A 14,437-nucleotide genomic window follows, 5' to 3' on the forward strand; every position below is an offset into this window, starting at 1 on the left:
CCACATGAACAATAGCACTGTGCCAGCTTTTTGCTTAGACCCGTCTAAGGTATAAGACGCTCCCGTATTACCTGCAAAAGAGGCCAACCCCGTGGAAGAAGTCATCGAACAGTTGCGCGAACTCAACGAGCCGGTGCCCGTCCCGCTGGAGTTGCCGGAAGAAGAAACCCTGGTGGAGATTCAGGAGCAGATCCTTATCCATCTGCCCTTCGCCCTGCGCGAATACCTGCTGCAGGTCAGCGATGTAGTCTACGGCCGCCTGGAACCGGTAACCGCCAGCGACCCGCAATCGCATACCTACCTACCGGAAGTCGCCGCCACCGCCTGGTCCCTGGGCGTACCGCGCGAATTCGTGCCGCTGTGCGAAGACCACGGCAACTACTACGTGGTCGAAGAAGACGGCACCGTGCTGCTGTGGGAAGCGGAAACCGGCGAAATCAACGAAGACGAAACCTGGGAGTCGGTCTGGCACTGGGTGCGTGACGTCTGGCTTGAGAGCTAAGCTCGTGAAAGAACCCAGATATGAAGCACGTATTTATGGCGCCAAATATCTAATACCCACACGCAAGCCATTTTGTTAGAGTGCCGCGGCATTCATGCATGGCCAAGAGCCATCACACAACCCTCCAAGCCCCTCCCCCCTTTGCTTCGCATGGATGCGGATACTTGCCCGTATTTTTAAGGAAGAAACAATGAGCCCCACATCGTTCCGTAAGACTCTTCTTGCTCTCGCTGTTACCGCTACTTTGCCTGTGTACGCAGAGTCTCTAGTTCTGAACAATGCAGGTATTGAGAAAAATGACGAAACATTTAGCGAAAGCGTTGAGATAACCGGCTCATTTACAAGCAACAACAGCGACCTAGATGCCATTGAGCTCAACAGCGCTACCATTAATGGTGACCTGACACTAAACGCGGTTATTAACGCCAACGGTGCAAATGCCGATGGTTTGGATCTGTCAATGTCTGGCGAAGATCCGGCGCCATTTGGCCCAAGAACTATGATCAAGGGCAGCCTGATCAATCAAGGCAGCATCTCGGTCGTAGGTGACGGCTCCGCCGCCATGCTTATTGACCCTGCGCTCATTGAGAGTAATCTCCTCAACCAAGGCACACTCAGCGCTAAAGGTGGGTTGCTTGATGGCGATGGCGTTCGCGCGCTGGAGTTCTCCGGCGAGTCTGAGCTATATGGCGACCTTATAAATGCCACCTCAGGCAAGATCATTGCCGAAGGCAGTCATGCCACCGGTATCCTGCTGGAAGGTGGTCAAATCAACGGCAAGCTGATCAACCACGGGCTGATTCAGGTCAGCGGAGCAGAAGCTACGGCAATTGATGCTACCTCCAACGAAAACGGACACGCGAACGACCGAGTAGACATCGGCGGTATCGAAAACCACGGCAGCATCATCGCCCAAGGCGACAACGCGGTAGGCATGATGCTCGACGGCGTAAGCTTCGCCAGTTCCGCAGCACACGTGATCAACACTGGATTGATTGAAGCTACGGATGCGGCAATCGAGATCGGCGGCTTTGATATCGACGGTCAGAACAATCCCTTCCCCTTGAGAATCCGCAACAGCGGTACCATCACGTCTCAAGATGAAGCCATCGACGCGTCAGAAGCCACTGACCCTGTTTACTTAGACTGGGAAGCCGGCACCATCACTGGCAACCTGATCGATCTGAGCAATATCGAGATCCTCGGTAACGTGACCTTTAAAGGAACCGACGCAACTGCCGACGGCGCGAATATTCGCATGAAAAACGGTGGATGGATCGATGTGGGCAGCGTGTCCGATCAAATCATCGGCCACCTCGAACTGGGACAAACCCACACCAGCATCGATGGAAATATCTATGTCGCCGGCAACTCATCGCTGGGTATGAGCCTGAGCAACGCAACCGACCCAAGCAAGGCTATCCTTGACGTGTCTGGTACGGCCGAGTTCGGCAACGGTGCTCAAATCAAGTTGGCGGCCAAAGACAGTGACTTCACTGCCAAAGGCTCTAACTACAAGCTTATTCAAGCCGCTGAGATTGACGATAATGGCTTGCGCGTTGTTAGCAGTTCGTCTTTGTTGAACGTCGATACCTTTGCAGTAGAAGGTAATCAGGTTGTAGCCAAAGTCACGGGCAAGAGCGTGGGCGAAGTTGGCCAAGTCATCGGTAACAATGGCGGTTCGAGTAACGCGCAAGCTGCGGGCGCGGCTTTCAGCCAACTCGTCCTAAATCAGCTGGCACAAAGCAATCCGAGCGATCCAGTACGCCAGGCCTTTATTGCAGCCTCGCAAAACCCGGCCGCACTAGCCAAACTAGCTGAACAACTTGCTCCGGAGTCCAACGGTGGCGCCACCCAAGCGGCCACTTCGGGCCAAGCACTGATCAGCAACGTGACCGGCAGCCGCACCAGTAGCGCACGCCAGGGCTTGTCCTCCGGCGACGCCTTCACAGAGACCGGCGTCTGGGTACAAACCCTCTACAGCGACGCCAACCAAGACCTACGCGATGGCATTACCGGCTACAACGCTTACAGCCGCGGTATCGCAGTGGGTGCTGATGGCAAGTTGAACGAGCAGGTGACTCTGGGTCTGGCGTACAGCTTCCTCAATACCGACGTCAACAGCGATAACGGCAACACCACCGAAGTCGATAGCCACGCCTTCACCCTGTACGGCGGCTTTGAGCACGGCAACTACTTTGCAGACGGCAGCCTGACTTACGGCATCAACGATAACGGTAGCCAGCGAAACATCGCCAGCACCACCGCCAAAGGTAATTACGACAGTAATCTGCTGGGTGTGAATCTGGTCGGTGGCTACAGCTATAACATCAGCAATGAACTGCTGATCGAGCCGCGCGTCGCAGCCCGTTACAGCATGGTGGATATCGACGGTTTCAGTGAGAAGGGCTCGTCTGCTGCGCTTAAGGTCAAAGACCAGCGTTATGAAGTCTTAGATCTGGGTGCTGGTGTACGTGTTGCCGCCAACTATCCGCTGGGTCAAGGCACCATTGAGCCGCAAGCCAAGCTGATGGCATACCATGATTTCGCTGCAGACCAAGCCTCTAGCACCTCTACTTTCGTGTTAGGCGGTACGCCTTTTGCCACCTCGGGCGCTAAGCCAGCGCGCAACAGCTATGAGGCCGGTGTGGGTGTGGACTACCGCTTGGGCGCGATGACTGTGGGCGCCAGCTATGACTACCTTGGTAAGTCTGATTTCAATGCTGACACCTTCACCGCAAAAGTACGCTACGACTTCTGATGAAGCGTAAAAACCTCGGCTCGCGCATGCGGGTCGGTGTTTGGCTGCATGGCGTGGCACTGCTGGTTAGTGCCACGCTGAGTGGTTGCCAGTCACCGTATCAAACACTGCAGCACCTCTCTGAACAGCATGATCGGCAATTAGAAATAATTCCCACACACCCCTTTCCCCTGGTTTTGGGTGCCCCAACAATGCGCCCTAGCGCGTCACGAATTCGCGTCTATCTAGAAGGTGATGGTCACGCCTGGGCCACTGCTCGCCAGCCCAGCCTGGATCCTAGCCCACGTAACCTACTGACCGCACAACTCGCGTTCAGTGATCCAACACCCAGCATTTATCTCGCACGTCCTTGTCAGTTTTTTAAATCAACGAACTGCTCAACCGCGATATGGACAAACCGGCGTTTTGCTCCTGAAATTCTGAGTAGCCTCGACCATGCCCTCACGTTGATCAAATCACGCTATGGCAATCAAGAATTTGAACTGATTGGTTACTCTGGCGGCGCAGCCCTGGCGCTGTTGCTGGCTGTTAAACGTGATGATGTAGAGCAGGTACAAACTTTAGCTGGCAACCTAAGCCCGCGAACCTGGACACGGAAGCTGAAACTCAGCCCGCTGACAGGCTCTCTAGAACCACTGGATCAACGCAAAAAACTGGCCAAAATTGCGCAGCGACATATAGCAGGGGCAGATGATCACATCACACCTCCCGTGCTTATGCAGCATTACCTCAACGAACTTGGCTCAGCAGAATGCCTTCAAAGCATGGTGCTGCCAAACATCAGCCACAATGCGGGCTGGCAGCAAGCCTGGGAGGTTTGGCGGGCTATACCACTCGACTGTAGTAGTGGATCAAACCTATAGAAGCCCGAACAATCTTCGATGCTTCAGGGCAGATAAATCCTGAATACCCCACCACCCAGAGGCGCGCCGTTGGCCAACTCGATATGCCCGCGTACGCCCTGGCGTTCGTGCAGCTCGGCGATGCGACCGGCGAAGTAGAGGCCCAGGCCGGTGCTGCCGGTGCTGTGCTTGAGGCCGAGGACGTAGTTGGATTGCTGGCTGAGCATCTCCTGCGGGTAGCCCTGGCCGTCGTCGCAGATCGCCAGCACCAGCTTGCCGCCTTCCTCCCAGGCCCGAATCAGCAAGGCGCTGTGGGCGTAACGGATGGAGTTGGTGATGATGTTGGCGACCACCGAGCCAAGTAGTTCTTCATCGAAGAAACCCATCAGATCGAAACTTTCCACCTCGCAGCGAGCGCTGATCTGCCGGCTTTGCAGCACCTCGAAGTGCCGCGCCAGCTGCGACTGAAGAAAATCCTCAACCTCGTGATAACCGGGCCGCATGGGCAACTGGTTGACGCCGAGCTTATACAGGCCGAGTAGTTGCACCAGCATGCCGTTGAGGCGGGCAAACTCGTACTCGATCACGCCCTGCTCGCTGGCCTGCTGCTGCTCAGGCGGCAGCTGCGACTGCCACTGCGCATGGGCGCGGGTGAGCATAGCCAGGGAGTTTTTCATGTCGTGTACGGTGGAGGCGATCACCGTGGAGAAGTCCAGTCCTCCGGGGGAATCACTCATTGGCCGGACGCTCGCCGTTGCAGTTGCAGGTAACGCGCATGCCGGGCATCCGTCTCGGGCATCTGGCTGACCACGGCCAGGCAACGCCGACACTCCTCGAGTAAAGCAGCAGACGCTTCGCCGCTGGCCGATTGCAACAGCGATTGCGCGGTATTGAGGGCGATGCTGATGTTCTTCGGTTGCAGGGCAAAGGCCTGTCGGAACAGCCTGAGCGCCTCGTCGAACTGCTTCTGCTGGTAGCAGCGCACACCTTGGCGATTGAGCTCCACGGCCTCTTTGCCGCCAGAGAGAATCTCGGCGTTGTCAGTCTGCCGGGCCACGCCTTGCATCACCTGCGGGTCGTCGCCGTATACCTCGACACAGCTTTTCAGCAAGGCATCACTGGCTGCCGTCTGGCCCAGCGCGCGCAGCTGGCTGGCGACGCTGAGGGCAGTATCGGCGGCAAACAGCTGCGGCAGCTTTTCCATCGCCGCAGCAGCTTCCGCAGCCAGTTGCGCAGCACGCTTGGGCTCGCCGGATTTATTCAAGCTGCTGGCCAAAGCCAGGCGTGAGCGCACCTGCACATTGGGGTCATGGGCATAGATTTTATCCAGCTCACCGAGGGCCTGACTGACCTCGATCTGCAAGCGCTTATCGAGCGAGCCGTCACCGGCCTGGGCGGTGATCGCCTGGGCCAGACCAAGGTAGTTTTCCGGGCTCTTGAATTTGGAGGTGCGACCTTGCTCCATGGCTTGTCGATAGGCCTTGCCGGCGCTGTCGAAGTCCTGGTTATCCAAGGCCAGTTTGCCCAGCTGCATCTGCCGGCGAATCGCCAGCGGAGCCAATTTGACCGCATCTTCCAGAGCTTGCTGAGCGCGCTGGCTCTCGCCCTGCGCCAGCAGCACGGCGGCCAGGCCGTCGTACAGTGCCGGCATCATCGGGAATAGCTGCAAACCCTTCTCGTAGAGGCTCTGCGCACGGCTCAACTCGCCGCGCTTGTGCATCAGGCCGGCCAGCGCCACCTGCGCCCAGGGCAACGGTCGCTCGGCCAATACGCCATTGAGCAGCTGCTCCAGCTCATCCAGACGCCCCAGCTCACGCAGCGCCGTGGCTTGGTAGCGCTGGCACAAGGGCAGGTAGCGCTTGTCCTGCTGGCTGAGGGTTTTGCAGGCATCCAGTACGGCGGCTGGGTCCTGTTTGTCGAGGCCTTGAAGAATGCCCTTGAGCGCAGTCTTGCGCTCCACCAGCTTGTCCAGGCGCTGATCGAGGCTGGCGCGGTTGAACGGCTTGGTCAGGTAGGCATCCGGCTCATGCTCAAGAGCGCTGAGGACCATGGCCTGGCTGCTTTCGGCGGTGACCATGACAAAGATGCACTGATGACTGATCAGCTTGCCGGCGATCAACTCTTCCAGCACCTGCTGGCCGTTCTTGCCGCCACCCAGGTTGTAGTCGTGCAGGATGATGTCGTAGCGCTTGTTGCGGCACATGCTCAGGGCTTCTTCGCCGCGGTCGGCGGTGTCCACATCCCGCGCGCCCATATCGCGCAGCATGGCCTTCAGCGAGCTGCGAAAGTCGGTGAAGTCATCGACGATCAGAATGCGTTTACTGCCGTAATCCAGCATTGAAGAGCCCTTGTACTGTCGTCTCAGAATCGCATCAGTGTAGTTGTCGGCTATCGAGCTGCCAGCGCTTCAGCATCCAGTCAACGCTGGCCCGGCTCAAGGTCGAGCAGGTTGAGCAGAAAGCGCGCGAAGTAAGTCAGGTCCTGCTCCATGGCCTGGCGCGCAGCCTTGGCATCGCCGGCTTCGATGGAGGCAAAGGCTTCCTCGTGAAAGTCATTGAGGCGCAGCGACAGATCGGCACCGGTGAACAATCGGTTGAAAAACGGCCCAACCTGCAACCACAACGACTCGATTGAGCGCAGCAACACCGGGTTGCCGCAAGCGCTGTAGAGGTGCAGGTGGAACTGGCTGTTGGCATCTAGATAGGCCTGCACCTGCCGCTGCTCGATGGCCTGATCCATGCGCGCCACGCATTCGCGCAACTCGGTCAGGTTGGCCGCAGTCAGGCGCGGGGTGGCCAGCTCTACAGCTAAGCCTTCAAGGCCCAGACGCACCTGGAAAATGTTCTGGTAACGCTCGCGGGTCATCGGCGGCACGCGCACCGAGCGCTGTGGCTCGCCTTCCAGCGCACCCTCGGCGACCAGCCGCTGCAAGGCGGCACGTACCGGCATCGGGCTGGTGCCCCACTCGGCAGCCAGATCACGGATTTTCAAGCGCTCACCGGGCTGAAAGCGCCCAGCCAGCAAACCTTCTCGAATACGTTGGTAGAGCTGATCCTGCAGGTTATCGGCCATGGTTCAGCAGCATCCTTGTGCCGGCGGGGCAGGGAGTTGGGCAAGTGTCAGCGAGCAGTTGCGCATGGGTATTCCTTCTAACGAAGAGCGCCACAATTGAGCGGCGGAATGAATTCTACTGGTTCACGGCGTCTTGTTTTCGATCAGGCAGTTCCCGCCATCCACCACCAGCACTTCACCGGTGATGTAACTGGCTTCCGGTGACGCAAGAAAGGCCACGGCGGCAGCGACTTCTTCGGGGCGACCGGCGCGACCCAGCGGGGTGTACTCGGCGGCATGGCGTTCTTCGTCGGTGCTGGAGCCGGTGGCAATCCAACCCGGCGCCACGCTGTTGACCGTAATGCCCTGTTTGGCCACTTCCAGCGCCAGCCCCATGGACAGGCCGAGCATGCCAGCCTTGGCCGCGCTGTAGGCCGCCTCACCAGGGTTGCTGCCACGGGTGCCGGTGGTCGAGCTGATATTGACGATGCGCCCGTAGCCGCGTGCACGCATGCTTGGCAGGACCGCGCGCGTGAGCAAGAATGCCGTGCCGAGGTTGCGCGCGATGGACAGGTTCCAGGTCGCCAGGTCCATGTCCGCCAACTCGGCAAACGGTTCGGGGCTGCCCTGCATGGCCATGCCGGCATTGTTCACCAGAATGTCGATCTGCCCCCACTGTGCGTGGGCCCAGTCGAGTAATTCAGCGACCTGCTGCTCATCAGTGAGGTCAGCGGCGCGACCCCGTGCTTGAATACCTTCTGCACATAATTCAGCGACCCGTTGCTCGACCCGCGCACTGCTGGCGGTTAATAACACTCGCGCACCGGCACGGCCCAGCCGGCGCGCGATCGCCAGACCGATACCGGATTCACTGCCCGCGCCGCTGATTAACGCAACGTGCTGTTGAAAGACCATTTCATAGAATCCTGTGATCACAAATATGGCGATAATCTAGCAATAAAGCCTAATAAAACCAATGCTTGAGTTTTCTGTGATCACAAAATAGCATGTGCAGATATTCGAACGAGGTGTTCAACATGACTGCCAGTGGTATCCACCCATCCGCCGTAGAAACCTTCGCCCAACGTGAGCGTGAACGCTTTATCGCGCGTAACCCGAAATCTGTGGCGTTGGCCGAGCGCGCACGTAACTCCCTATACGGCGGCGTACCGATGCACTGGATGGCCGACTGGTCGACCCCGGTGCCGCTGTTTGTCGAGCGGGCCAAGGGCGCACGCTTCTATGACGTCGACGGCCACGAATACATCGACTTCTGCCTGGGCGATACCGGCACCATGTTCGGCCACTCGCCGGATCCGATCGCCAAGGCCATCGCCGAACAAGGCAACAACGGCCTGACCACCATGCTGCCGGGCGAAGACGCCGTAGTCTGCGGCGAGCTGCTGGCCGCGCGCTTCGGCCTGCCGTTCTGGCAGGTCACCGCCACCGCCACGGACTCGAACCGCTACGTGCTGCGCTGGGCCCGCGCGATCACCCAGCGCAAGACATTACTGGTGTTCGACGGCTGCTACCACGGCACCGTGGATGACGTGATGGTGCGCTGCATCGACGGCGAAACCGTGCCGCGCTCCGGCCTGGTTGGCCAGGCCTACGACCTGACCCAGTACAGCCGCTCCGTGCCGTTTAATGATGTGGCAGCGTTGGAAACCGCACTGGCCCAGGGCGACGTCTGCGCCCTGATCTGCGAACCGGCGATGACCAACATCGGCATGGTCCTCCCTGAGCCGGGCTTTATGCAGACGTGCCGCGAGCTGACCCGCAAATACGGCGCGCTGCTGATCATCGACGAAACCCATACCATCTCCACCGATATAGGTGGCTGCACGAAGCTGTGGAACCTCGACCCGGACTTCTTCGTGGTCGGCAAGCCGATTGCCGGCGGCGTACCGTGCGGCATCTTCGGCTGTAGCGCAGCGATGGCCGAAGCCATGACCGCCGCGCGCAAACGCGCCAGCGAAGGCAGCCATGGCCACGGTCACAGCGGCATGGGCACCACCCTGTCGGCCAACGCCCTGGCCATGCACTGCATGCGCGCCAACTTGGAAGAGGTGATGACCCCGGCCGCCTACGCACACATGCTACCGCTGGCCAAGCGCCTGGCCGACGGCTTCCGCACGCTGATCAGCAAGCACGACCTGCAATGGTCGGTGACCGAACTGGGCGCGCGCAGTGAGTTCCAGTTCTGCCCGGTGTCGCCGAAGACCGGCGCCGAAGCCGAAGCAGCGTTCCACGACGAGCTGCAGATGGCCCTGCACCTGTACCTGATCAACCGCGGCATCCTGATCACGCCCTTCCATAACATGACCCTGTGCTGCCCAAGCACCACAGCGGACGATGTGGACAAGCTGATCAGCATGCTCGACCAGGCCCTGACCGAACTGCTGGCCATCCCCGGCGCCCGCGAGTAACTCATCGATCAGCCTGTAGGAGGGGCTTCAGCCGCAACAATCGCCGCTAAAGCGCCTCCCACGAAATGACGACTCACTGTGAGAATCACCATGCAATTCGCCAATCCCCAGGAAGCCCGCGATTTCCTTACCGCCCACCCCGACGTGCGCCTGATCGAACTCATGTTGATCGATGCCAACGGCATCCCGCGCGGCAAGCTGCTGCACCGCGATGAACTGCTGGCCATTTATGAGAACGGCCGACCGCTGCCCAGCTCGATCCTGGCATTGACCATTCAGGGCGAGGACGTGGAGGAAAGCGGCCTGGTCTGGGAAGTCGCCGATGCCGACTGCTGGACCTACCCGCTGCCCGGCAGCCTGACCCTGCAACCCTGGCGCAGCACACCGACCGGCCAGTTACAGGTGAGCATGCATCCGACCCAGGGCCTGCCGGCAGCGCCCGCCGATCCGCGGCATGTGCTGGTGCGCGCCATCGACCGGCTCAAGGCCGACGGCTACCACCCGGTAATGGCGGTCGAGCTGGAGTTCTACCTGCTGGACAAGACCCGCGACGCCAATGGCCGTCCGCAGCCGGCGCTGCAAGCCAACGGCGTGCGCCCGCAGGCGCCACAGGTGTATGGCGTGCTGGAGCTGGAGCAGCAGCAAGCCTTCCTCGACGACCTCTACGCCGCCTGCGAAGTGCAGGGCCTGCCCGTGCGCACCGCGATCTCTGAATACGCGCCCGGCCAGCTGGAGCTGACCCTGGAGCACCGCTTCGACGCGTTGCAAGCGGTGGATGAAGGCGTGCGCTACAAGCGCCTGGTCAAGGGCGTGGCCAACAAGCACGGGCTGCAGGCCTGCTTTATGGCCAAGCCGTTCGGCGACCTGGCCGGTAGCGGGATGCACATGCACGTCAGCCTGGCCGACGCCGAAGGCAATAACCTGATGGCTTCCGAAGACCCATACGGCACGCCGCTGCTCAAGCACGCCATCGGCGGCATGATGGCCACGCTCAACGACGCCCTGGCGATCTTCTGCCCCAACGCCAACTCCTTCCGCCGCTTCCAGGCCAATAGTTACGCGCCGCTGGCCAAAAGCTGGGGGGTTAACAACCGCACCGTATCGTTCCGCGTGCCCGGTGGCCCGGCCAAGAGCCGACATGTGGAGCACCGCATCTGCGGCGCCGATGCCAACCCCTATCTAGCGGCGGCAGCGATTCTTTCCGGTATTCATCACGGCATCAAAAATCAGATCGATCCGGGCGAGGAGATCATCGGCAACGGTTACGAACAGGCCCGCGAAACCCTGCCCACCGACTGGCTGACGGCATTGCGCGCGCTGGAGAACTCGGCCTGGGCCAAGGACGCACTCGGCGAGGACTTCCTCAAGGTGTTCCTGGCGATCAAATGGAACGAGTTCCGCCAGTTTATGGGCGAAGTCGGCGAGCAGGACTGGCGCTGGTACCTGACCCACGCCTGACGACAACGGCGGCGCAGGCTACGCTGTATTGGATCTGAGCACCCTGGAGTGGCCCATGCGCCTCTGCATTATCCTGGTCTGCTGGCTGTACAGCGTAGTTGCCCTGGCCGAGCCGCTGCGTGTTGGCCTGGAAAACCACGACTACTACCCCTACTACAAGGCCGTAGAGGGGCAGGCCTATGACGGTTACTGCATCGCCCTGCTGCAGGCCTTCGCCAAGCACGAAGGCCTTGAACTGGAATTACGCCCGCAACCGGTCAACCGTCTATACCGCAATATGCTGGGTGAACATAGCCTCGACCTGCTGTTCCCCGATAATCCGGCCTGGCCCCGTAAAGCCCGTGACGGCCAGCCGCTGTACTACAGCCAAGCCGTGGTGGAGATCGTCGACGCCACCGTGGTGCGCCGCGAGCAGCTCGCTCAGGGCCTGAATGCGATCAACCGGGTGGGTATCGTGCGCGGCTTTACCGCCGAGGCCTGGCAACCACTGTTGGATCAACACAGCATCGAACTGGTGGAAGTGCAGGACATCCAGAGCCTGATCCGCATGCTCGAACGGGGCCGCCTGGATGCCATCTACGCCAACCCGCAGGTGGTGGAACACCATATGCAACTGCTCGGCATCGCCCCGCAGCAACTGCAGCGTGACCCGCAATTACCGCAGATCACCACCAGCTTTCACCTGAGCAGTTACCGGTATGACCAGCTGATCAAACGCTTCGATCACTTCCTGAGCGAGCAGGCCCCCATGCTCAACCAGCTGCGCCAGCAGTTCGACTTGCCCTGATCAACCGCGCGGGCCTGCCCCTGCACCTGCTATGGTTGCCACAAACCCAGCACAGAGCCCGCTATGGAACCCGGAAACGCCCAGCTGTCGATGACCGTACTGATGACCCCGGACATGGCCAACTTCTCCGGCAATGTGCACGGCGGCACCCTGCTCAAATACCTCGATGAAGTCGCCTACGCCTGTGCCAGCCGTTTTGCCGGGCGCTATGTGGTCACGTTGTCGGTGGATCAGGTGATCTTTCGCGAGCCCATCCATGTTGGCGAACTGGTGACCTTCCTCGCCTCGGTCAATTACGCCGGGCGTACGTCGATGGAAGTCGGCATCAAGGTGATCACCGAAAACATCCGCGAGCGCTCGGTGCGTCACACCAACAGCTGCTTCTTCACCATGGTGGCGGTGGATGAACAGGGCAAGCCGGTGCCTATTCCCGCCCTGGAACCGACCACTGCGGACGCCTTGCGGCGACAGCGCCAGGCCCTGCAACGCCGGCAGATCCGCCACGAGCTGCAACAGCGCTACCAGGCACTGAACGAAGAAAAAAGCTGAACGAGCAGACAACACCACACGCCAGCGGCACAATTACGCCCCGTGCATAACACCGAGTAAGGCCATGGAAAGCCTGTATTTCTCCCCCATGCTGCTGGGCCTGAACCTGATGCTGGCGAACGCCATTGCCTGCAGCGGGCTCTGGTATTTCTCCCGCCCCTACCGTGGCCCCGGTTTGTGGATGCTGGGCAGCTGGACCCTGATCATCGGCATCCTGCTGTTCATGGGTTTTATGGCCAGTGGCAGCAAACTGCTGAATATTCTTGGCAATGCCCTGCAACTGGCCGGCGAGGCGATCATCCTGCTCGGCGTGTTCCGCTTTCTCGGCCTGCCGCTGCCCTGGTGGACCGTACCCGCCAGCGCCGGATTGATGAGCCTGGCCCTAAGCTGGCACTGGTGGCTCAGCCCCATCAACTCGGAATACCTCGTCGCGCTGTACGCCGCCATTGGCGGCCTACTGCCCCTGCAAGCCTGCTGGGCGCTATGGCGTGCGCCCAGCGAGGTGGAACTGCGCGGCGTCTGCCAGTTTGTCGCCATCGCCTTGCTGGGTTATGCCCTGGTCACCCTGCTGCGTGGCGTGATCGGCCTGCACGATGGCCTGCAAGGCATCGTCCATGACGACGTCACGCGCTCGGTAAGCTACCTGCTGCCCTACAACTTCGGCATTCCCCTGTGGCTTATGGCCTTGGTCGGCCTGGTGCTGCTGACCATGCGCCGCATCCTCGCCGACAGCCAGCGTAACGCCCAGCAGGCCGCTGCCAACGCCGAACGTTTCGAACGCCTGATGAGCGTGAGCAACGCCGGGGTGATGGTGCTCGACGGCGAGCGCATCATCGACAGCAACCCCAAGCTGGAACAGCTGTTTGCGCAAACCCGTGAGCAACTGCTCGGCCAACCGCTATCGCGGCTTTTCGACAGCAGCAGCCAACAGCCGCTCAGCGAACTGCTGCAACAGGCTGATGGTCGTCCCCACGACCTGCTTGCTCAACGTGCGGACGGCCAGCCATTCGCCGCCGAGCTGAGCATCGCGCGCCTGGCCGAAGCGCAGCAGCAGGTCGCCGAGATCCGCGATGTCAGCCAGCGCAAGGCTCTGGAAGAACAGCTGCGCCAACTCGCCACCACCGACCCGCTGACCAGCGCCCTGAACCGCCGCGCCTTCCAGCAACGTGCCGAACACGAGCTGAGCCGTAGTCAACGCCAAGGCACCCCGCTGTGCTTAGCGATGCTCGACCTCGATCACTTCAAACGGGTCAACGACCAGTACGGCCATGCCGTCGGCGATCAGGTGCTGGTGGCGTTCAGCGAGCTGTGCCGGCAGCAGGCGCGCAGCACCGACCTGTTCGCCCGCTTCGGCGGTGAAGAATTCGTCATCCTCCTGCCCGACAGCGACCTCAACGCTGCGCAGCAGCGCCTGGAACGCCTACGCAATGCCCTGCACACGCAGCCCCTCGCCACCGTTCAGGGCCCGTTGCACGCCACCGTCAGCATGGGCCTGACCTGCGCTCGTCCCGGCGACAGCCTGCAACAGCTGCTGCAACGCGCGGACAACCAGCTGTACAACGCCAAAGCGCAGGGGCGAAACCGTATCTGCGTGGATGCGTAAGCGAACGACAGGCTCTGTTAAGCTCAGCCTCCTGCCGCCGGAGCCGCCATGATCGACCTCTTCGATGTATTTCTGCTGATGCTGTTCGCCACCGCGTGCGCCTGGCTGTGGCATGCCCATGGTCTGCGTGAACATGCACTGGGGTTGGTGAAACAACATTGCGTCAAATCCGACATCGAGTTGCTGGATGAGAATGTCGCCCTGCGACGGCTCGCCCTGTTACCCGATGCACGCGGGCGCAAGCGCCTGGCGCGGGTGTATGGCTTCGAATTCACCGTCACCGGCGAGCAGCGGCATGTCGGCAGCATCACCCTGTTTGGCAAACAGCTGGGGCGTATCGAACTGGCGCCGCACCCTTTCCGTGAACCGCCGGCACCCAGCGCTCAGGTGATTGAGATGCAGCAGTGGCGCAGTCAGCGTCAGGATTCGGACAACAACACGCCGCATTAAGGCCG

The 14,437-nt window shown here is 60.5% G+C and carries 13 protein-coding genes; 9 read left to right on the top strand and 4 right to left on the bottom strand.

Translation table 11 applies throughout. The annotated features are described in order from the left end of the window. Positions 1-91 precede the first annotated feature (91 nt). From ALTER154_RS08445 to ALTER154_RS08455, 3 genes are all read left to right on the top strand, one after another. Complete coding sequence (locus ALTER154_RS08445; RefSeq protein ID WP_090250916.1) at positions 92-502, top strand: SMI1/KNR4 family protein; 411 nt, start codon at positions 92-94, stop codon at positions 500-502. Positions 503-692: 190 nt separating this feature from the next. Further along, positions 693-3,263 carry an autotransporter outer membrane beta-barrel domain-containing protein gene (locus ALTER154_RS08450; protein ID WP_160086196.1) on the top strand — a complete coding sequence of 857 codons (2,571 nt, stop codon included), beginning with the start codon at positions 693-695 and terminating at the stop codon, positions 3,261-3,263. Further along, positions 3,263-4,126: an alpha/beta hydrolase gene (locus ALTER154_RS08455; RefSeq protein ID WP_178126333.1), complete on the top strand. Its 864-nt coding sequence runs from the start codon at positions 3,263-3,265 to the stop codon at positions 4,124-4,126. The genes ALTER154_RS08450 and ALTER154_RS08455 overlap by 1 nt, the downstream gene beginning before the upstream one ends. A 23-nt stretch (positions 4,127-4,149) precedes the next feature. On the opposite strand, the gene ALTER154_RS08460 is transcribed toward ALTER154_RS08455, so the two are convergent. From ALTER154_RS08460 to ALTER154_RS08475, 4 genes are all read right to left on the bottom strand, one after another. Further along, positions 4,150-4,842 carry a sensor histidine kinase KdpD gene (locus ALTER154_RS08460; RefSeq protein ID WP_160086198.1) on the bottom strand — a complete coding sequence of 231 codons (693 nt, stop codon included), beginning with the start codon at positions 4,840-4,842 and terminating at the stop codon, positions 4,150-4,152. Beyond that, positions 4,839-6,443: a tetratricopeptide repeat-containing response regulator gene (locus ALTER154_RS08465; RefSeq protein ID WP_160086200.1), complete on the bottom strand. Its 1,605-nt coding sequence runs from the start codon at positions 6,441-6,443 to the stop codon at positions 4,839-4,841. Before ALTER154_RS08465 ends, ALTER154_RS08460 begins: the two co-directional genes overlap by 4 nt. Before the next feature lie 80 nt (positions 6,444-6,523). Further along, positions 6,524-7,177: a GntR family transcriptional regulator gene (locus ALTER154_RS08470; protein ID WP_160086202.1), complete on the bottom strand. Its 654-nt coding sequence runs from the start codon at positions 7,175-7,177 to the stop codon at positions 6,524-6,526. A 123-nt stretch (positions 7,178-7,300) separates the two neighbouring features. After that, positions 7,301-8,071: an SDR family NAD(P)-dependent oxidoreductase gene (locus ALTER154_RS08475; RefSeq protein ID WP_160086204.1), complete on the bottom strand. Its 771-nt coding sequence runs from the start codon at positions 8,069-8,071 to the stop codon at positions 7,301-7,303. Between the two features lie 122 nt (positions 8,072-8,193). Between ALTER154_RS08475 and ALTER154_RS08480 the strand changes: the two genes are divergently transcribed. From ALTER154_RS08480 to ALTER154_RS08505, 6 genes are all read left to right on the top strand, one after another. Further along, positions 8,194-9,585, top strand: a complete 1,392-nt coding sequence (locus ALTER154_RS08480) for an aspartate aminotransferase family protein (protein ID WP_160086206.1) — start codon at positions 8,194-8,196, stop codon at positions 9,583-9,585. A 90-nt stretch (positions 9,586-9,675) separates the two neighbouring features. Next, positions 9,676-11,043: a glutamine synthetase family protein gene (locus tag ALTER154_RS08485; protein WP_160086208.1), complete on the top strand. Its 1,368-nt coding sequence runs from the start codon at positions 9,676-9,678 to the stop codon at positions 11,041-11,043. Positions 11,044-11,098: 55 nt separating this feature from the next. Continuing rightward, a complete protein-coding gene (locus ALTER154_RS08490) occupies positions 11,099-11,830 on the top strand; it encodes an ABC transporter substrate-binding protein (RefSeq protein ID WP_160086210.1) in 732 nt (243 codons plus the stop codon). A gap of 63 nt (positions 11,831-11,893) precedes the next feature. Continuing rightward, complete coding sequence (locus tag ALTER154_RS08495) at positions 11,894-12,379, top strand: acyl-CoA thioesterase (protein WP_090250937.1); 486 nt, start codon at positions 11,894-11,896, stop codon at positions 12,377-12,379. A 64-nt stretch (positions 12,380-12,443) separates the two neighbouring features. After that, the gene (locus ALTER154_RS08500; RefSeq protein ID WP_160086212.1) at positions 12,444-13,982 is read left to right on the top strand and encodes a sensor domain-containing diguanylate cyclase; all 1,539 of its coding nucleotides are present in this window, start codon (positions 12,444-12,446) and stop codon (positions 13,980-13,982) included. Between the two features lie 48 nt (positions 13,983-14,030). After that, positions 14,031-14,432 carry a DUF3301 domain-containing protein gene (locus ALTER154_RS08505; RefSeq protein ID WP_160086214.1) on the top strand — a complete coding sequence of 134 codons (402 nt, stop codon included), beginning with the start codon at positions 14,031-14,033 and terminating at the stop codon, positions 14,430-14,432. Positions 14,433-14,437: the final 5 nt, after the last annotated feature.

The organism is Pseudomonas sp. 9AZ (genome assembly GCF_902506525.1).
Lineage (GTDB): Bacteria > Pseudomonadota > Gammaproteobacteria > Pseudomonadales > Pseudomonadaceae > Aquipseudomonas > Aquipseudomonas peli.